15 protein-coding genes are annotated in these 19579 nt (G+C 63.7%); 2 read left to right on the forward strand and 13 right to left on the reverse strand.

The genetic code is table 11. The features are described 5' to 3' along the window. Window positions 1-19: 19 nt before the first annotated feature. From RM192_RS10970 to mdlC, 3 genes are read right to left on the reverse strand one after another with little or no spacing between them, the layout of a single operon-like run. Window positions 20-520: an aromatic-ring-hydroxylating dioxygenase subunit beta gene (locus tag RM192_RS10970; protein WP_311507583.1), complete on the reverse strand. Its 501-nt coding sequence runs from the start codon at window positions 518-520 to the stop codon at window positions 20-22. Further along, entirely contained in the window at window positions 517-1854 is a 1338-nt protein-coding gene (locus tag RM192_RS10975; protein WP_311508618.1) for an aromatic ring-hydroxylating dioxygenase subunit alpha, read from the reverse strand. The genes RM192_RS10970 and RM192_RS10975 overlap by 4 nt, the downstream gene beginning before the upstream one ends. A gap of 2 nt (window positions 1855-1856) precedes the next feature. Further along, the gene (gene mdlC / locus RM192_RS10980; RefSeq protein ID WP_311507585.1) at window positions 1857-3413 is read right to left on the reverse strand and encodes a benzoylformate decarboxylase; all 1557 of its coding nucleotides are present in this window, start codon (window positions 3411-3413) and stop codon (window positions 1857-1859) included. A 91-nt stretch (window positions 3414-3504) separates the two neighbouring features. Between mdlC and RM192_RS10985 the strand changes: the two genes are divergently transcribed. Then, entirely contained in the window at window positions 3505-4395 is an 891-nt protein-coding gene (locus RM192_RS10985; protein WP_311507586.1) for a LysR family transcriptional regulator, read from the forward strand. A gap of 64 nt (window positions 4396-4459) precedes the next feature. After that, on the forward strand, window positions 4460-5383 hold the full coding sequence (locus RM192_RS10990) for a 2-dehydropantoate 2-reductase (RefSeq protein ID WP_311507587.1): 924 nt from the start codon (window positions 4460-4462) through the stop codon (window positions 5381-5383). A 179-nt stretch (window positions 5384-5562) separates the two neighbouring features. On the opposite strand, the gene cobA is transcribed toward RM192_RS10990, so the two are convergent. The 10 genes from cobA to RM192_RS11040 form a co-directional block, all read right to left on the reverse strand. Beyond that, complete coding sequence (gene cobA / locus RM192_RS10995) at window positions 5563-6342, reverse strand: uroporphyrinogen-III C-methyltransferase (protein WP_311507588.1); 780 nt, start codon at window positions 6340-6342, stop codon at window positions 5563-5565. Beyond that, on the reverse strand, window positions 6342-8852 hold the full coding sequence (locus tag RM192_RS11000; protein WP_311507589.1) for a molybdopterin-dependent oxidoreductase: 2511 nt from the start codon (window positions 8850-8852) through the stop codon (window positions 6342-6344). Before RM192_RS11000 ends, cobA begins: the two co-directional genes overlap by 1 nt. Next, window positions 8849-9190 (reverse strand): nitrite reductase small subunit NirD, encoded by a 342-nt coding sequence (gene nirD / locus RM192_RS11005; protein WP_311507590.1) that lies wholly within the window; start codon window positions 9188-9190, stop codon window positions 8849-8851. Before nirD ends, RM192_RS11000 begins: the two co-directional genes overlap by 4 nt. Continuing rightward, a complete protein-coding gene (gene nirB / locus RM192_RS11010) occupies window positions 9187-11685 on the reverse strand; it encodes a nitrite reductase large subunit NirB (RefSeq protein WP_311507591.1) in 2499 nt (832 codons plus the stop codon). The genes nirD and nirB overlap by 4 nt, the downstream gene beginning before the upstream one ends. 271 nt (window positions 11686-11956) lie before the next feature. Further along, the gene (locus tag RM192_RS11015; RefSeq protein WP_311507592.1) at window positions 11957-13213 is read right to left on the reverse strand and encodes an alginate export family protein; all 1257 of its coding nucleotides are present in this window, start codon (window positions 13211-13213) and stop codon (window positions 11957-11959) included. 51 nt (window positions 13214-13264) lie between these two features. Further along, on the reverse strand, window positions 13265-14944 hold the full coding sequence (locus RM192_RS11020; RefSeq protein ID WP_311507593.1) for a nitrate ABC transporter ATP-binding protein: 1680 nt from the start codon (window positions 14942-14944) through the stop codon (window positions 13265-13267). A gap of 14 nt (window positions 14945-14958) precedes the next feature. Continuing rightward, window positions 14959-15966, reverse strand: coding sequence for an ABC transporter permease (locus RM192_RS11025; protein ID WP_311507594.1), 1008 nt, complete (start codon window positions 15964-15966; stop codon window positions 14959-14961). 16 nt (window positions 15967-15982) lie between these two features. Further along, complete coding sequence (locus RM192_RS11030; protein WP_311507595.1) at window positions 15983-17389, reverse strand: CmpA/NrtA family ABC transporter substrate-binding protein; 1407 nt, start codon at window positions 17387-17389, stop codon at window positions 15983-15985. A gap of 213 nt (window positions 17390-17602) precedes the next feature. Further along, a complete protein-coding gene (locus tag RM192_RS11035) occupies window positions 17603-18823 on the reverse strand; it encodes a CmpA/NrtA family ABC transporter substrate-binding protein (protein WP_311507596.1) in 1221 nt (406 codons plus the stop codon). After that, a complete protein-coding gene (locus RM192_RS11040) occupies window positions 18823-19401 on the reverse strand; it encodes an ANTAR domain-containing protein (RefSeq protein ID WP_311507597.1) in 579 nt (192 codons plus the stop codon). The genes RM192_RS11035 and RM192_RS11040 overlap by 1 nt, the downstream gene beginning before the upstream one ends. Between the last annotated feature and the right edge of the window lie 178 nt (window positions 19402-19579).

Genomic DNA, 19579 nt, shown 5'->3' on the forward strand with positions numbered 1-19579 from the left:
ACAACCGCTGGCCGAAACTTCAGACGGAGTTGATGTCCACGACCGTCGGAATTGTGTCGTTGAGCAGAATGATCGTCTTGCGCGCGATCCTCCAGCCGTCATCACCGGGAATGAGCCGGTATTCGTATCGCCCGAAGAAGCAGTCCGCGCGGTTCATCCGCACATCGAACCGGTGGCATGCGAACGCTGCCGACACATCCGCGCCGCCATCGTCCCCACCCGTCACCAGCACGTTCGTCACCTGATGCACCACGCGAGGCAGCGGCGACGACGCGGTCGACAAACCCGACGTCAACCGCATCACCCGGTCCTCCAGATTGCGCCGCCCCTTGTAATAGATCAGCGAAAGCTCGCGGTCGGGGTCCTGCGTCGTCGTCGTTTCGTCACGCCACGCCGGCATCCAGAACTCGACATCGGGCGTGAACAGTTCAAGCCATTCGGCAAAGCGCCCGCTGTCGATCAGCAGCGCCTCGCGATAGAGCAGTTCCTCGGCCTCGGCACGGGTCAGCACGCCACTCATGCCGCAAACTCCGCCTGCATCCGTTCGGCCCACGCGCGATAGTAAGAATGGTAGAGCGTCTCGTCGCACAGTTGCGAATCCGCCAGCACACTGCGCTCGGGCTGCAGGTCAATCCGGTCCGAAAACCGGTTCCCACCCGCCACGCTCGCCGTCATCCCGCGCGCGTAGCCTTGCAGCCACGGCCTAGCAGTCCCGGCAAAACCGATCTGGCAGTTCTCATAGGAAACCGTATCATCAGGCGTCGCCATGCCGGTCGGGTTGAAGAAGTCCTCATACTGCCGGATGCGCTGGCGGCGCGCCGCATCGCTCTCGCCCTTGGGCGCGATGCACCACGTTCGCATCTCGGTCATCCCCGGCGAGACCGGGCGGATCACGCGCAACTGGCTCGACGCATTTTCCGCCACCTGCAGGTTCGGGAAGATCGTCAGGTTGCGCATGTTGAACATCCAGTCGCGCTTGCCCTCGCCATGCCGCTCAGCCAGCGCCGCAGCGCTTTCATAGAGCGGGATCGCCGGCGTCACCCCGAACACGCCCCAATTCAGCACATGACCATTGGCGAAGGAATAGCTGCCACCGCCAACGCCCTCAGTCTCTTCCTTCCAGTAGTCGCTGTTCTCCCACACCGATGCGACCACGTCCCCGCTCATCTCCTTTTGCCGCCGCTCCAGCACGCGGATGTAGGAGGGGTGTGCCGAGGTGAAGTGATAGGCATCCGAACAGTTCTCAAGCTGCAGTTTCCAGTTCGCCTCATAGGTAAATGTGACCTGCCCAGGCACCAGTTCCATCCCCGCCTCGCTCTGGTCGGCCACCAGATCGAGCAGCTTGGCCGCCTCGCCCAGATGCTCGGCCAGAGGCGACACATCCTCCGCCAGACTGCCGAACAGGAACCCCCGATAGTTTCCAAAGTGCGGCAGTTCCGCCAGTCCATGATCTTCGCGTCCGAAGGCCTCGGAATAGCATCCCGCCTTCTGCCACTTCACCGCCTTGTTCCGGCCCGCGCTGTCGAAGGTCCAGCTGTGGTAAGGACACACATGCAGCCGCGCGTTGCCCTGTCGTACTTGCGCCAGCCGCGCGCCCTTGTGCGGGCAGGAGTTGACGAAGGCGCGCAACACCCCCTCGCCATCACGCTGCACCATGATCGGTACGCGCCCCGCAAAGGTCGTGAAGAAATCGTGCGGGCGTTCCGCCTGGCTCTCCAGCCCGAGGAACACCCACCCCCCCTCGAACAGCACGCGCATCTCGGCATCGAACACGCTCTGATCGGTAAAGATCGCGCGGTTCACCCGGAACACCCCGTCTTCCGGGCGGTCGTCGATAAGGTCGGTGAGCCGCATCGTCACAGCACCACCGCCTCTACCAAAGTCGGACCATCCGCCGCGAAAGACCAGCGCAGCGCCTCGTCAAGGCTGGCCGCGTCGGTGGCGCGCCGCGCCGCCACGCCGTGCCCGCCCGCGAGCATGCAGAAGTCCAGTTCAGGAAACTGCGTGCCGACCAGCGTCTGCATGCCGAAGTGCCTGCCGAACTGGTGCAGCGCCTCGTAACGGTTGTTCTTGATCACCACGAAGCTCACCGAAACCCCGTGCTGCACGGCGGCATGAAGCCCCTGGATTGCATACATCGACGATCCATCGCCGAGCACCGCGATCACCTTGTCGTCCGGCCGCGCCATCGCCATGCCCACTGCCGCCGGAAGACCATGGCCCAGCCCGCCGCTGGCGGTGGTGTAGAATGTATCCTTGGCGACAATCGGCAGCCGGTCATGCATCGGCCCCCGGCTCGACGGCGCTTCCTCGACGATGATCGTCTCCGGCCCGCGCAGCGCGGCGATTCGCTGAAGCACATAAGCATCGGTCATCACCGAGCCATCCAGCGGAGCAGGCAAGACCCGCCCCGCCGGAGCCGTCCGCGCGCCCGGCACCGGCCCCGCAAGCAACAGGTCGAGCGCCTTGTCGCACTGCGCCACAATCGCCGTGCCCGCAGGCGCCCAGGCCGCATGGACATGATTGTCGCCGATCAGCCAGACCTCGCAAGCGTCCGGCACGTGCGGCCCGCTGCCTTCCACGTGGTACAGGCTCATCGGACCGCCCAGCGCCAACACGAAGTCGAAGTGCGCCAACGCCGCAACAATTGCCTCGCGCCCCGCCGTCAAAAATCCGGCGAACAGGGCATGATCCTCGGGAAAGCTGCACCGCGCAGACATCGGCGCGACCAGTACGGCAGCACTGTGCCGCTCGGCCAGCGCCACCACCTGATCCCACGCCCCATCACGCGCCACGCCCGCGCCCACCACGATGGCAGGGCGCTTCGCCCGCGCCATCGCCTGTCCGCATTCCGCAATAGCGCCCGCATCCGGGGCACGTCCTGCGTGCACCTTGCGCCCAGAAAACGGCGCGCAATCGCGGTCCCAATCGTCGATCGGGATTGAAACGAATGTCGGCCCGCACGGCGGCTCCATCGCCACCAGCCAGGCACGGTGCAGCGCCGCAGGCACGTCCTCGGCCCGCGCCGGCTCGCACGACCATTTCACGAAGGGCCGTGGAAACTCCGCCGCCCGCTCGGCGAACAGAAACGGTTCGTATGGCAGGATCGAACGCGCCTGCTGTCCGGCTGTCACCACCAGCGGCGTCTGGTTCTTGAACGCGGTGAACAGGTTCCCCAGCGCATGGCCGACACCCGCCGAACTGTGCAGATTGACAAGCGCCGCCGTGCGCGTGCCTTGAGCAAAGCCATCGGCCATGCCCAGCACGACGCTTTCCTGCAACCCCATCACATAGCGGAAATCTTCGGGAAAATCGCGGAACATCGGAAGTTCGGTCGACCCCGGATTGCCGAACACGGTGGTCATGCCAAGCTCGCGCATGAGGCCGATGGTCACGTCACGAACGGTTGGCATGGTCTCTCCCGGTATTTTTTCAGGCGGCAGAATGAACTGCTCCACCATTAGAAACAATTGCAAATTACCACCAAAGTCATACGCTCGACGCATGGATTTTGACGAACGCCAACTCCGCGCCTTTCTCGCCATAGCCGAAACCGGCAGCCTTGGCCGCGCCGCGCGCGTCGCCAACCTCACCCAGCCCTCGCTCAGCCGCCTGGTAAAGGGCATGGAGGACCGTCTCGGCCACCCGCTGTTCGATCGCGGTGGCAAGGGCATGACGCTCACTCCCGCAGGCGAACTTCTCGCCGTCCACGCGCGCCACATCGTCTCCGAAATGCAGACCACGCGTGACGAACTAGCCGCCCTGCGCGGCCTCAAGCGCGGCGTCGTGCGGATCGGCGCGGTTGCCGCGGTGATGCGCACGCTTGTCGCCGATACCGTCGGCAAGCTGCTGGAAGGCGCTCCGGGCCTGCGCGTCGAACTGATCGAAGCGGTGGATGGTGAACTACTCGACGCCCTCGTAACCCGCCGCGTCGATCTCGTCGTAGCCGCCAGCCCGCTCGATCATGCGGACATCACCGCCATCGGCCCTGGCGCCTATGCCGACAGCTTTGCCGTGTTCTGCGCGGCGGTACACCCCCTGCCGACCGCTCCCGGCCTGGCAGCCGCGCTGGCTCAGGACTGGGTGATGCCCGGTCCGGCCTTCACCCCACGCCAGACCTTCGAAAGCGTCGTCCGCGCGCAGGGGCTTGTCGCTCCGCGCGTCGCGGTCGAGACTGCTTCGGTCGAGGCGATGATCGCGATCTCGGCGCGCAGCCACCTGCTCTGCTGGCTGCCTGAACCCCTCCTCGCTGCTCATGTCACCAGCGGCACCATGCGCCGCCTCGACGTGCCCGAACTCGCCACGCAGCGCAGCTTCATTCTCCATCGCCGCCGTTCGGGTCTGTTACCCGAGGCCGCCCGCCGCTTCGTCGAGCTCTTCCCGCTCGCCCCTTGACCGCGCATTTCCCCGCCCCAAACTCGCACGCCTGCACGTGTGCACACGGGAGGGGACCGGATTGATGGCCAGAGTGATCGAGCGTATCGTCATTGTCGGCGCGGGCGCCATGGGCTGCCTGTTCGCGGCGCGGCTTGCGCTAGCGGGCAAATCGGTCGCGGTCGTCGATGTCGATCCCGCCCGCCTCGCCAGAATCAAAGCCGAAGGTATCACGCTCGACGATGATAGCGGCCACCACATCGCACAACTCGATGCCGCGCTCGCTGCCGATATCCACGGCCCGGTCGATCTGCTGATGCTGTTCACCAAGGGCATGCACAGCGCTTCGGCGATCCGCTCGGTTGCCCATCTCGCAGCAACAGACTGCACCGTGCTCACGCTGCAGAACGGCCTTGGCAACGTCGAGGCAATCACCGAAGTCTTTGCCCCGGCCCGCGTCCTGTGGGGCGTCACAGACTTCCCCGCCGATCTCGAAGGCCCGACCCGGGTGGCCTCGCACGGACAGGGCCACATCTTTCTCGGCAATTATCCCGATGGTGCGGATGAACGCGCCACGGCCGTTGCAGCCCTGTTCAAAGCCGCGAGCCTCAACGCTGTGGCCGATCCCGATGTGAAAGTCGCGGTATGGGAAAAAGTCGCCTTCAACGCCGCGTTGAATGCGCTTTGCACGGTCAGCGGATTGCCGGTGGGCGGGCTCGATCATGCGGCGGGCCGCAGTGCCGCGAACGCTGTGATCGCCGAGATCGTCAATATTGCAGAGGCGGAAGGCGCCATGGTCGATGCCACGCGCCTCGCGGCAAAAGTCGATTTCGCGTTAGCCAATCATCGCACTCATAAACCTTCGATGCTGCAGGACCGTCTCGCCGGCCGCGCAACTGAAATTGAATCGATCAACGGTGCGGTTCTGAAGGCTGGCATGCGCAACGCCATGACCAGTCCGGCACTGCAGGTCCTGACCGATCTGGTGCGACTGGGTGAACCGGAATAAATCTTTTTCTTTCATGAATTTGCTTCCGCTTTTTAAGAACTGGAAAAAGCTTAAAGCATAAACCGGTCTTTTCATGGCGAGGACCGCTGTCTGCAGCCACAATTGCACCATGCCAAGACAACAGTAACCTGGCAGGTTTTCTTTGAAATCGCGTCTAAGGTTCTGGACGTAAACAATTGTCATATCGCCAAATGTTGGAGAGTTTCTCCGGGGAAACATTCCAACACGGCAGTTTCGCGCATGGCTTGCCCGATCAACAGCAGCGCCGGTCCATCGCCAAGCGCCGTGCGCGCAGCCAATGGCAAAAGGTCGAGCCGGGTCTGGAAATGCTGCTCGGTTGGCAGACTCGCATTTTCCACCAGTACCACCGGCGTATCCGCAGCCAATCCTGCAGCAATCAAGTTCCGCGAAACGTCTGTTGCGGCCGCCTTGCCCATATAGACCGCGAGCGTCGCCTCCGGGTCAGCCAGCGACTTCCAGTCCAGATCGAGCGCCTCGCCCGCACGGGCATGGGCAGTCACGAACACCAGTTTTCGCGCCAGCCCGCGAAGCGTAAGGGAACGCCCCAGCCCGGCCGCCGCCGCGCTGGCCGCAGTCACGCCGGGGCACACCGCCACCGCCACGCCCAACGCACGGCAAGCCGCAAGCTCCTCGGTCGCCCGCCCGAAAATCGATGGATCGCCGCCTTTCAGCCGCACCACGCGTTCGCCCGCCAGCGCCGCCTCAACGATCAGCCGGTCGATCGTCTTTTGATCTTTCGAATGGCGCCCGGACCGCTTGCCGACATGGACCAGTCGCGCAGTGGGTGTCGCGCAGCTGAGCACCTCCGGCCCGACCAGCGCATCGTAAAACACCACGGTTGCCGTGCGGATCAGCCGTTCGGCCTTGCGCGTGAGCAGTTCGGGATCGCCGGGGCCAGCGCCCACAAGCCAGACCATGCCATCCGGAAAGTCTGTCATCACGATGCCTCCGCCAAGTCTTCGTTCCACTCACGCAGAAGTCGGGCAATCGCCGGACGGCACGATCCGCAATTCGTCCCGGCAGAGCAGGCCTTGCCCACGGCGGCCACGCTCGCTGCCCCGGCTTCCGCAACGGCCATGATCTGCCGCGTGCCGATGCCATGGCAAACACAGACAATTGGCCCGCGATCGGGTGCAGGCGAGGCTGAGCGCGCGGCCAGAAGTTCGGCCGTTTGCGCACCGTCCACGCTCAATTGTCCGGCGATCCAGTCGCGCGATGGCAGGGTGCCGCTGCGCGTGACATAAAGCCCGGCGCGCAGTTTGCCGCCCTCGTCGAGCACCACGATCCGGCGCATGCCGCGCACTTCGTCGAGCACTTCGATCCGCTCGCCCTCAGGCAGCAACGCGTCTGCATCGACCGTTCCGTTTCCAGCCAGTTCGTGCAGCCAGCCATTCGCCACGCGCGATCGACTCCACCACACCACATCCGCTGGCGCGACCGCGTCGGCGCGCACCAGAAAAGCGCGCCAGTCGCTTGTCACGGGCGCAATGCGACAGGCGTTGTTCTTGAAGCCGGGCTGGCCCGAGACGGGATCGACCGACTGATCGGGCAGCAGGTTGCCGCGCCCGCCGCTGGCCATGGCATCGCTCCAGTGCATCGGCACGAACACCTGGCCCGGCGCTTGCGCATCGGTCACACAAACACGGAACACCGAGTTGCCGCTTGCCGTAACCACTTGCGCCAGCGTGCCGTCAGTCACACCCGCAGCCTCTGCATCAGCGGGATGGACTTCCAGCAGCGGCTCGCGCCTGTGCTGCGCCAGCGTCGCCGAAAGGCCGGTGCGCGTCATCGTGTGCCACTGGTCGCGGTAACGCCCGGTGTTCAACCGCAACGGAAATGCCGGATCGGCCATCCGCGTGCGCGCTTCGACGGGCACATGGCGCATCGCACGCCCCGCCATCGGGTGTCGCCCGCCCCACAGGAACGGCTCCAGCGCCTCGTATTCCTCGTCCGAGATCGCGGCGTGGGCAGTCAGGTCGAGCACTTTGCCATGCTTCACCGTCAGTGACGTCATGGCGGCATATTCGCGGTAAACTGCTGCCGCCGACGACCAGTCGAACGCCTCGCCAAAGCCCATCCGCGCTGCAACATCGGCGATGATCGTCCAGTCTGCACGCGCCTCGCCGGGCGCTGCGAACAATGCGCGCTGGCGGCTGATCCGGCGTTCTGAATTGGTGACCGTCCCGTCCTTTTCCCCCCAGCCGAGTGCAGGCAAGCGAATATGCGCGAATTTCGCCGTATCGGTATCGGTAATCACATCGGACACGACGACCGTCTCGCACCGGGCCAGCGCCTCGCGCACGTAGCCCGCATCAGGCATCGACACAGCGGGGTTGGTCGCCATCACCCAGAGAAACTTGATCCGGCCATCATGGACCGCGCGGAACATATCCACCGCTTTCAGACCCGGTCCCGCGCAAAGCCGGTCGGTGCCCCAAAACTGCGCCACATCAACGCGTTCGGAGTCCGTGAAGCCGAGGTGGCAGGCCAGCATGTTGGCCAGCCCGCCCACTTCGCGCCCGCCCATGGCATTGGGCTGTCCGGTCATCGAAAATGGCCCGGCGCCCGGCACGTTGATACGGCCCGTGGCGAGATGCAGATTGATGATCGCATTGCCCTTGTCGGTCCCGGCCACCGACTGGTTCGCGCCCATCGAGAAAACCGTGACCATGCGCGGATGCTCGGCCACCATATCGGCAAGCGCAGCGAACACTTCGGGATCGATACCGTGATTTACGGCCGCATCATCGCCTTGCGCCAGTCCGCGCCGGACCATGTCGGCCAGCAGCGCACCAAACAGCGCCACGTCGCCATCGGGGAGAACCGGCACATGCAGATCGGCCTGCTCGGCGGTTTCTGTGCGGCGCGGATCGATCACCACGATCTTCGTGCCCCTGGTTTCGCGCGCCGCTTCGATCCGCTGCCAGATCACTGGATGGCACCACGCAGCATTCGATCCGAGCAGAAGTATCAAGTCTGCCTCATCCAGATCGTCGTAGGTGACCGGAACGATGTCTTCACCGAACGCACGGGTGTGTGCGGCCACCGCGCTCGCCATGCACAGGCGACTGTTGGTGTCGATGTTGGCGCTGCCGACAAAGCCCTTCATCAGCTTGTTAGCGGCGTAGTAATCCTCGGTCAGCAACTGGCCCGAGACATAGAACGCCACGCTGTCTGGGCCATGGGTTTCGATACAATCGCGCATCTTCCCCGCCACCAGATCGAGCGCGGCATCCCAGCTCGCCGGTGCATCACCGATCATCGGCGCGAGCAGGCGCCCTTCCAGCCCGACCGTTTCACCAAGATGCGTGCCCTTCGAACACAGCTTGCCGAAATTCGCAGGGTGCGCGGCATCGCCCTTGATCGTGACTGTCCGCTCCCCCGTCACCGTCGCGCGGATGCCGCAACCGACCCCGCAATAGGCACAAGTGGTGCGGACGTCCTTCACGCCGCGCGCTTCCCGATCACGGCCGAGCGCAGCAGGTAGATCCGGCCTGCGTCGACCCGAAGCGGGATCGTCGGCACACAGCCCTTGTCCTCGCCGAGAGCCTCGCCCGTTTTCAGCGAGATATTCCAGTTGTGTAAGGGGCAGGCCACGACATTGCCGTGGACAATGCCCTGCGAAAGCGGCCCCTGCTTGTGCGGGCACTTGTTGACCAGCGCGTAGAACTCGTTGGCCTGGGTGCGGAACACCGCGATTTCATCATGCCCCACCACGGGCAGCGTGCGCGCGGTGCCGGGGGTGATCTGGTCTACCGGACCGATATCGAGCCAATCGCCGATCACAGCGCATTCTCCATCTGAAGGGGGCGCACCTCGGCAAGGTGCTGGTGCAGGTCGGCGTCCTTGCCGGCCACGCGCTCGGCCCATGGATCATCCTGACAGAAGGTCTGCGAATGGCGGAAGCGGGCGGCGAGACGCTTGACCGTTTCGGGCTGGCCGAACAGTCCGGTCTTCACGTGCTCCAGCCCGACTCGCTCGATCCACGGCGCGGTGCGTTCCAGATAATGCGCCTGTTCGCGGTATAGCTGGATGAACGCAGCGCAGACTTCCATCGCCTCGTCCTCGGTCGTCACCTTGGTCAGCAGGTCGGTGGCGCGGACCTTGATCCCGCCATTGCCGCCGACGTGCAGTTCATAGCCAGAGTCCACGCAGACGACGCCGAAGTCCTTGATCGTGGCTTCAGCGCAATTGCGCGGGCAGCCCGATACGGCGATCTTGAACTTGTGGGGCATCCACGACCCCCAGGTCATCCGCTCCAGCTTTACGCCCAGCCCGGTCGAATCCTGCGTGCCGAAGCGGCACCATTCCGAGCCGACACAGGTCTTCACCGTGCGCAAGGACTTGCCGTAAGCATGGCCCGAAACCATCCCGGCGGCATTGAGATCGGCCCAGACTGCGGGCAGGTCTTCCTTCTTGATCCCGAAGATGTCGAGGCGCTGGCCGCCGGTCACCTTGACCATCGGGGCGTTGTATTTCTCGACGACATCGGCAATCGCGCGCAGTTCCTTGGGATTGGTCAGCCCGCCCCACATGCGCGGGACTACTGAATAGGTGCCGTCCTTCTGGATGTTGGCGTGCATCCGCTCGTTGACGAAGCGGCTCTTCTGGTCGTCCTCGTATTCGCCCGGCCAAGCGCAGAGCAAATAGTAGTTGAGCGCGGGACGGCACGAGGAGCAGCCGTCGGGCGTCTTCCAGTGCAGTTCCTGTAGCGCCTGCGGGATCGAGCGGAGGTTCTTTTCGAGGATCAGGCGGCGGACGTCATCGTGGCCGAAGCTGGTGCACTTGCACATCGTTTTGGGCCCGGACTGGACCTCGCCGCCCAGCGTCAGCGCCAGCAGGCTTTCAACCAGCCCGGTGCAACTGCCGCAGCTGGCCGAGGCCTTGCAGGTGCTGCGCACTGCATCGAGGCTACAGGCCCCGGCGTTGATCGATGCCACGACGGTACCCTTGGAAACGCCGTTGCAGCCGCAGATTTCTGCGTCGTCGGAAAGTGCTGCAACGGCGGCATTAGGGTCCAGCAGGGCGCCTCCGGACGCGAAGGCCTGGCCGAAGATCAGCGCCTCACGGATGTCTGAAATGTCCTCGCCCCTCTTGAGAAGGTCGAAATACCAGGAGCCGTCGGCGGTATCGCCATAGAGCACCGCGCCCACCAGCTTGTTGTCCTTCACGACAACTCGCTTGTAGAGCCCGCGCGCGGCATCGCGCATGACGATGTCCTCCGCGCCGTCGCCTCCCGAGAAGTCGCCTGCAGAAAACAGGTCGATGCCGGAGACTTTCAGCTTGGTGGAAGTGACCGAACCTTCATAGCCTGAAGGCTGTTCGCAGGCATTGTCCGCCAACGCACGGCACATGTCCCAGAGCGGCGCGACAAGGCCGTAGCAGTTGCCCCGGTGCTGGACGCATTCACCCACAGCCATGATTGCGGGATCGCTGGTGACCATGTGATCGTCCACGACGATGCCGCGCTCGACCTCAAGCCCGGCAGATTTGGCGAGCGTGGTGCCAGGGCGGATGCCAACGGCCATGACCACGATGTCGGCGGCAAGTTCGCGTCCATCCTTGAGGCGTACTGCAGAGACGTGGCCGTCCTTGCCGACGATCTCAGCCGTATCGCCGCCGGTGACGATGGTCTGGCCCCGGCGTTCAAGTTCGGTCTTGAGCAAGTAACCCGCAGCCTCATCGAGCTGTCGCTCCATCAGTGTGGGCATCAGGTGAACGACGGTGACCTTCATGCCGCGAAGCGAGAGGCCATGCGCTGCCTCCAGCCCGAGCAGGCCACCGCCGATCACCACTGCGCTGCCACCCTTTTCGGCGGCAGCCAGCATCTTGTCCACATCATCCAGATCGCGGAACGTGACCACGCCCGCCAAGTCCTTGCCTGGCACCGGAATGATGAAGGGATCGGAGCCGGTGGCGATCAGCAGGCGGTCATAAGGTTCGACCCTGCCCGACTTTGCGATGACTGTCTGAGTCGCGCGGTCGATCGAGACAACCGGGTCACCGGAAACCAGCGTGATGCCATTGCCCGAATACCAGACGTCGCCATTGATAACGATGTCCTCGAATGCTTTCTCACCGGCCAGAACCGGCGACAGCATGATGCGATTGTAGTTCACGCGCGGCTCGGCGCCGAAGATCGTCACGTCGAACCGGGCGGGATCGCGGGCGAGGATTTCCTCGACCGCACGGCACCCGGCCATGCCGTTGCCGATCACCACCAACCGCTGGCGCACCTGCGCCGTGCGGTCCTTCTCGCTCAATGTTGTCGGGGCGTTCACTGCGCATCTTCCTTGACCAAACGCGCAACACGAAAAAGCCGCCCGAACACATCCCGAATAGGGAGGTCTGGGCGGCGACGTTGCCACGCAATGTTGAAATTTCCGGCCTTGCGATTGTCCGCCCAACCTTGGGCGGCGCATCGGCCTTCGAGAGGGAAGCTAACCGATTCGGCTGCTGCACTGCAAGCGTTATTTTGCAGTGCAGCAACGACGACTAACACGCCCTCCCCCAACCGCTCATGCAACCGGGAGGGAAGCGAGACTGGCTAGATCAAAACGCCACTTCTGCCTGAAGCCACAGTATGCGTTTATCCACGCCGAACTTGTTGGCGTTGTAATCCGCAAACTTCACTAGAAGGCCGACCTTGTTGACCTTGAATCCGAGGCTGGCATCCCATTCGGTGCCATACTTGGTGCTGCCAAGATCACTGCGGAACTCGTGATAGACGACGCTGGCGTTGAGCCCTGGCAGCGCCTTGACCTTCGGGAAGACCTTGGCGAGCGAGACGTAAGTGTCCTCGAGGCCCGCTGCGGGCGTGGTCAGGAACAGGTCGGCCCAGCCGTTGAACTTGTGCAGCGTGGCGAGCGGCGTCTGGAACGATTTGCCTGCCGCCTTGTCTGCACCGAGCAATTCGTAACCACCGGTCAGAGTGAAGCCCTTGACGGCAAGGCCCAGTTCGCCCGCCACGTAATCGGCTTCGTAGTTCACCGGATTTCGGCCCATATCCATCTGACGGGCGTAGCTCGCCAGGATGTTGAGCTTGACCGCCTTCGACAAGGGCACACTGCCCGAGATCCGCGCACCGTACGTCTGCGAGGAGTTGGTGAAAGCGAAGGCTTCGTCGTAGTCGATCAGATAGGAGAATGCCTTGGCCGTCAAAGGCCCGACCTTGGCGCTAGCATTGAGGAAAACGAAATCGCCGTCCATGCTGCGGCGCGGCCCTGCTTCCGATCCGAAGATCGAATCCTGCTGGATCGCGTAAGTGCCATCGAGGCTGACGGGGCCGAGCGTGGCTTCGGCGCGCACCGCGTCGAACGTCTGCTCGTTCTGGCGCCACCCGACCGAGCCGACGAAGCGTTGGTCATCGAGATTGATGCGCTGGCGTCCGACGGTCAGCGCGAAGGCCTTGGTCTTGTACTGGACCTGCAGGCGGTTGAGGTCGATGCTTTCACCATCGGGAACCACCGCGAATCCGGGGCGGCGCTGCGAGCTGCCGGGAAGCGCGAAGGGAAAGGCGTTGTATTCGTTGTTGAGCCCGAGCGTGCCTTCGGCCTCGACAAGGAATGACAGGTGCGAGGGCGCGTGCTTGATCTCGAACCCGGCGCGCAAGCGCGCGGTGACCGCGTCGGCATCGACGGTCGGCTGATCCACCGCTTCATAACGGATGCGCGCGTCGATGATCGGATCGAAGGTCAGTCCATCCGCCATCGGCACCGGATCGCCAAACGGCTTGTCTGCTGCAAAAGCAGGGTGTGCGAGAGCGATCGGCGACGCGAGCAGCGCCGCCGCCAGAATATGCTTCTTCATGATTTTCCCCTTGATCGTCCCTGAGGCCGATCAGGCATCCTCAAACTGGTGTCAGGCCACCTTCTCGTGCGGTCCGTGATCGTATTCTGCCAGAAAATGCAGGACTTCCTGACGGTAGGCGTAGAAATCCGGGTGCTTGAGCAATGCCTTGCGGTCACGCGGGCGCGGCAGATCGACTTTCAGGATCTTGCCGATCGTGGCGTTCGGGCCGTTGGTCATCATCACCACCCGGTCGGCCAGAAGGATCGCTTCGTCGACGTCGTGGGTGACCATGATCGCGGTCACCTTGGTGCGGTTCCACACTTCGACCAGCACGTCCTGCAAGTCCCAGCGCGTGAGGCTGTCGAGCATGCCGAACGGCTCGTCGAGCAGCAGCAGGCGCGGACTGAGCGCGAAGGCGCGGGCGATGCCGACGCGCTGGCGCATGCCGTTCGACATTTCCGCCGCCATCTTGTCGCGCGCATCGGCAAGCCCCACGCGTTCCAGGTAATAATCCACGATCTCGCGCCGTTCAGCGCGGGTCGCATGGGGATAGACCCGCTCCACGCCAAGCGCGACATTCTGCCGAGCGGTAAGCCAGGGCATCAGGCTGGGCGACTGGAACACCACCGCCTTGTCCGGTCCGGCTATATCGATTTCGCGGTTATCGAGAATGATCCCGCCCTTGCTGATCGCATTCAGCCCCGCCGCCATCGTCAGCACTGTGGACTTGCCGCAGCCCGAATGGCCGATGAGCGAGACGAATTCCCCCTTGTCCATCAACAGGTTGAAGTCCTCGACCACGGTCAGCGGACCCTTGGGCGTCGGGTAGATCTTGTTCAGCTTCCAGAATTCCATGTAGCGCCGGGTTGCGCCCTTCCTTGCCGCGTCCTGATAGGCCTTGGGAGGCGGTGCCAGATCGAGCGGGGTGACATTGGGCAATTGGCCCGCGTCACTGCCCTTGGCCGCCTTTTCGCCCGCAAGCCCCCCCAGATAGGTGACGATTTCGGTGCGGAGCGACTGGAACGCCGGGCTGTCGTTCACGGCCTCGCGGTCACGCGGGCGGGGCAGGTTTACAGTGAAGATCCTGCCGATCCGTGCGGCGGGTGCCGGGGTGAGCACAGCCACCCGGTCTGCCAGCAGCAGCGCCTCATCGACGTCGTTGGTGACAAGGATGATCGTGCGCTTTTCTTCCTCGCGGATGCGGTCGATCTCGTCCTGAAGCTTGGCGCGGGTGAGCGCGTCGAGCGCGGAAAGCGGCTCGTCGAGCAGGAGGATTTCCGGCTCCATGGCGAGCGCGCGGGCCACCGAGACGCGCTGGCGCATGCCGCCCGACAGCTGGCCCGGCTTGCGGTCCATCGCATGGGCGAGGCCGACAAGCTGGACCTTCTGTTTGACGAGCGCCGCGCGGGCTTCCTTGCTGCGATCCTTGTGGACCGAGTCCACAGCCAGCGCGACATTCTGTTCGACCGTGAGCCAGGGGAACAGCGAGTAGGACTGGAAGACGAGGCCGCGATCCTTGTCCGGACCAGTGATCGGCTTGCCGTGCAGGAGCATCTCGCCAGCATCGGGTTCGACCAGCCCGGCAATTGCCGAAATCAGCGTGGTCTTGCCTGCTCCGGAGAAGCCGAGGATCGCGATGAATTCGCCTTCCTCGACATCGAGGTCGATGCCGCCGAGAACTTCGCTGACGCCGCCAGCCTTGCCGGTGTAGCTTTTGCGAACACCCTTGAGCGAAAGGATCGTGGCCATCGTATGGTCCCTTCTCAGACGTTGCGGTTGCGGCTGACAAAGCCTTGCATGGCCATCATCACGCGGTCGAGAGCGAAGCCGATCAGGCCAATCACGACGACCGCGACCATGATGCGTGCCAGCGACTTTTCGGACCCGTTCTGGAACTCATCCCAAACGAACTTGCCGAGGCCTGGGTTCTGCGCGAGCATTTCCGCCGCGATCAGCACCATCCATCCAGTGCCGAGCGAAAGCCGCATGCCGGTGAAGATGTAAGGCAGCGACGAGGGCAGGACGAGACGGGTAAGCCGGGCGAACCAGCCGAGGCGGAGGACGCGGCCCACCGCGATCAGGTCCTTGTCGATGCTGGCGGTGCCGATGGCGGTATTGATCAGCGTCGGCCAGAGCGAGCAGAGCATGACCACGACGGCCGAGATGATGAAGCTTTTCGCCAGCGTCGGATCATCGCTGGTGACCGAGGCCGAGACGACCATCGTCACGATCGGCAGCCAAGCCAGCGGGCTGACCGGGCGCATCACCTGCACCAGCGGATTGATCGCGGCGTTGAAGCGCTTCGACATGCCGGCGACGAGGCCGAGCGGCACGGCGGCGATGGTGGCAAGGACGAAGCCTGCGGCGACCGTTTCAAGGCTGGTGAAGATCTGGTCGATGAACGTCGGCGGGCCGGTGTAGACATACCCTGCCGCCACGGCTTCGGTTGCCGCAACCCGCGAGGCGGCGGCCTCGTCGAGCAGGCCGAGGAACGCGGTCCAGACATCACCCGGCCCCGGCAGCGCGCCCAGCGAAGTCTGAACCAGCGGCGCGAGCAAAGCCCACAGCGCCAGAAACCCGCCGATTCCGGCCAGTGGCGGCCAGATATCGTTGAACAGCGCCCGCCCCGCAGGCAGCTTGAGACCGAAAGGAAGCGTGGGAGTGGACGTCACTGACGGTTCCTTCGGCGTGGGAAGAAGAACTGTGTCCTCCTCCTTCTCCTGGGTCACGATTTCAAGGAATTCATCCTTGCGGAGCGGTACGGCGTTCATGGCTGATCGTCCTGTCTTACTTGACGCCTGCCGGCGTGACCTTCTGCCCCGGCTTCAGGCCGATGGAGAAGCTGGCGGCATAGGCGGCGGGCTTGTGCGCATCGAAGGCCACGCCGTCGATCGCCTTGCGGGAGTAGACGCGGAAGCCGTCGGTCTTGGGGAACTGCTCCGCGGTGGCCTTGCCGTCCGCAACGAGCGACTGGGCCGCCGCATCGTAAAGGTCCGGGCGATAGACAGACTTCACGGTGTCGAGATACCACTGGTCGGACTTGTCTTCCGAGATCTGACCCCAGCGGCGCATTTGCGTCAGGAACCAGATACCGTCCGAATAGAACGGGTAGCTGGCCTGCTGATCGAAGAACAAGTTGAATTCAGGCGTATCGCGGGTGTCGCCCGAACCGAACGTGAACTTGCCGGTCATCGAGGCCATCAGCACTTTTTCATCTGCACCGACATACTTCGAATTGGCGAGCATCTTGACCGCTTCAGGGCGATTCTTGCCGCCTTCGGCATCTAGCCACATCGAGGCACGGATGAGAGCGCGCGTGAGCGCCTTGACCGTGTTCGGGTTCTTCTTTGCGAAGTCTGCGGTGAGGCCGAACACCTTGTCGCCCGTGGTCCCGGCAATGTCGGGATCGACGATGATCGGCACGCCGATCTTCTTGGCGACCGAGGCCTGATTCCATGGTTCGCCCACCGAATAGCCGTTGATCGTGCCAGCTTCCATCGTGGCGGGCATCTGCGGCGGCGGGGTAACCGAAAGCTGCACTTCGGCGCCGGTGACGCCCGCGGTGTCGGCAGGCAGATAGAAGCCGGGGTTGAGGCCGCCTGCTGCCAGCCAGTAACGCAGCACGTAGTTGTGGGTGGAGACGGGGAAGACCATGCCCATCTTGAACGGCTTGCCCTCGGCCTTGAACTTGGCAACGACTGGCTTCAGCGCGGCTGCCGAGATCGGCATTTGCACCTTGCCGTCTGCGCCCTTGGGCAGATTCGGGGCAATCATGTCCCAGACCTGATTGGAGACAGTGATGCCCTTGCCGTTGAGATCGAGCGAGAACGGGGTGACGAGCGGGACCTTGGAGCCTATGCCAGCGCCCGAAGCGAGGACCTGGCCTGCCAGCATGTGTGCGCCATCAAGCTGCCCGCCAGTCACACCATCGAGCAAGACCTTCCAGTTCGCCTGGGGTTCAAGCGTCACGGTGAGGCCCTCTTCACGGAAGAAGCCCTTTTCCTGCGCCACGACCAGCGGGGCGATGTCGGTCAGCTTGATGAAGCCGAGCTTGAGCACGGGCTTTTCGATGCCGTTTGCCGAAGCTGCGGGCTTTTCTGGAGCATCAGCACCCTTGCCGCAGCTTGCCAGCGCAACGCTGGCGAGGAGCACGGCCATCATGCCGCGGCGATTGATCCTGCGAAATCCGTCCATTCGAACCACCCCTTTGGTCGGCGTGGACAACACAAAAAAGCCGCCTCGACTTGACCACAAGGTCAGATCGGGCGGCGACGTTGCCACGCAATGAAAACTGGAAGCCGGTTAAGCGTGATCCCGTCCAACTTTGGGCGGCGCTTCATCTGCTGCGTGCAAAGCTATGTGATTCGCCCCTCATTGGGCAAGTCCTTTTTGCACCGCAGCAGAATTTTATTCCTTTGCCTGTGATTCCACGTAGGCGGGAAGGTGGGTCGGATCGAACACCTTGCCATCAAAGAAACTGTTGTTTTCCAGCGTTATCACACCCTGCTGCATGCTGACCGATGTGGGTCCGGCAAGGCTGCCTTCGACTTTGGAACTGGCTCCCGGCAAGGGGTCTCCAGTCCCCAATAGTGCACTGCGGTACACATCGGGCCGGAACACGTGGGCGGCGCGGGCGGCGTCTCCAGCCTCGAATCCAGCCCCGTCCCAGCGGACCATCTGGCTGTAGAGCCACTCCGCCTGGCTGACCCACGGGAAGTTGGCGGCTTCGCGATGCTGGAACATGAAATCGGGGTAGTGGAGCACCTCGCCGCCCTGTGCCAGCAGCAGCCGGTCGGAAATGGCGCGCTCGATCAACCGCGCATCACCATCAAGGTACTCTGCGCGTGACAAAATAGCCGCATTGGCTTCAAGATTGGCGGGATCGACGAAGTGTTCGCCCGCCGCGCGCATGGCGCGGATCAGCGCCTCTACTTCACTACGGCGCTCTTCCATCACCGGTTCCCGCAAGGCGAGCACCTTTTCGACACCGCGCCGCCAGATCTGCGCAGTGAGCAGGACGATGCGCCCTGCCCCGCGCTCTACTGCCACGCTGTTCCACGGCTCGCCCACACAGATGCCGTCCACTTCGCCCGCGTCGAGCGCATCGGCGCAGAACGGTGGCGGAACCGTGGTGATCTCGACATCGGCGTCGGGGCGAATGCCGCAGCCCGCAAGCCAGTAGCGCAGCATGTAGTTATGGCTCGAATAGCGATGGACGACGCCGAAGCGCAGGGGACGGCCCGCCGCCTTGCGCTCGGTGGCGACTGCGGCCAGCGCCGCACCGACAAGCTTGGGATCACCCAGCGCGCCCGGCGGGCAGACCCTGTCCGCAAGATCGTTGCGAAGAGTAATCGCGTTGCCATTGAGGCCCAGCACGAACGGCACGGACAGTGGCACTGCCGGTCGCCCGCGTCCAAGCGTGGTGGCAATGGCGAGCGGCGCGACCATATGCGCGGCGTCGCTGTGGCCATAGAGCAGGCGATCCAGCACAGTGGCCCAGCTCATGTCCTTGAGCAGGCGGAGCGAAAGGCCTTCCTCCTCGGCGAAACCATGTTCGCGCGCGAGAATCGGCAGGCAGGCATCGACAAGCGGCAGGAAACCAACGGTCAGTTCGCCCTGCTTGACCATCAAATCCCTCCCATCAACTTGTGCGCGGTGACGACCGCTTCGGCAATGTCGGCGATGCGCTTGCCTTGATTCATCGCGGTCTTGCGCAGTTCGGTATAAGCCTGAGGCTCGGTAAAACCGCGGCTTTGCATGAGAATGCGCTTGGCCTGATCGACCGTTTCACGATCAGCCAGCTTGCCCTTGGCTTCGGCGAGATCGGACTGGAGGCGTGAAAAGGCGTTGAACCGACGGACGGCGAGATCGAGGATCGGGCGGATGCGGTGGGGCGCGAGACCGTCGACCACATAGGACGACACGCCCGCATCGATCGAGGCGCCGATGGCCTCCTCGTCGCTCTCATCGACGAACATGGCGATGGGCCGGTCCAACACGCGGCTTACCGCGAAGTATTCTTCCAGCACGTCACGCGAGGGATTGCCGAGGTCCATCAGCACGATGTCGGGCGAGATCTCGCCAATGCGCGCGACAAGACCGCGCCGCTCTGTCACGACGAAGATCTCGCAGTCCGACAGGGCTGCGAGTCCTTCCTGGATGACAGCCGCGCGGCTGGCACTTTCGTCGACGACGGCAATGCGCATAGGGCCCTTGTGCAGTGCAGCATCGCATTTTGCAAGTCGGGGGCCTCACCCGCCTGTGCAGAGATCAAGCGCGGCGCTCCCGCGACACATAATATACCACCGGAAATTCAGACTCTTAGCGCCCTGCCACGTCCGTGCTTCGCTCCGGCACATCGTTGTGGCGGAACCAGTCATTCCG

Source organism: Novosphingobium sp. MMS21-SN21R (assembly GCF_031846015.1).
Taxonomy (GTDB): domain Bacteria; phylum Pseudomonadota; class Alphaproteobacteria; order Sphingomonadales; family Sphingomonadaceae; genus Novosphingobium.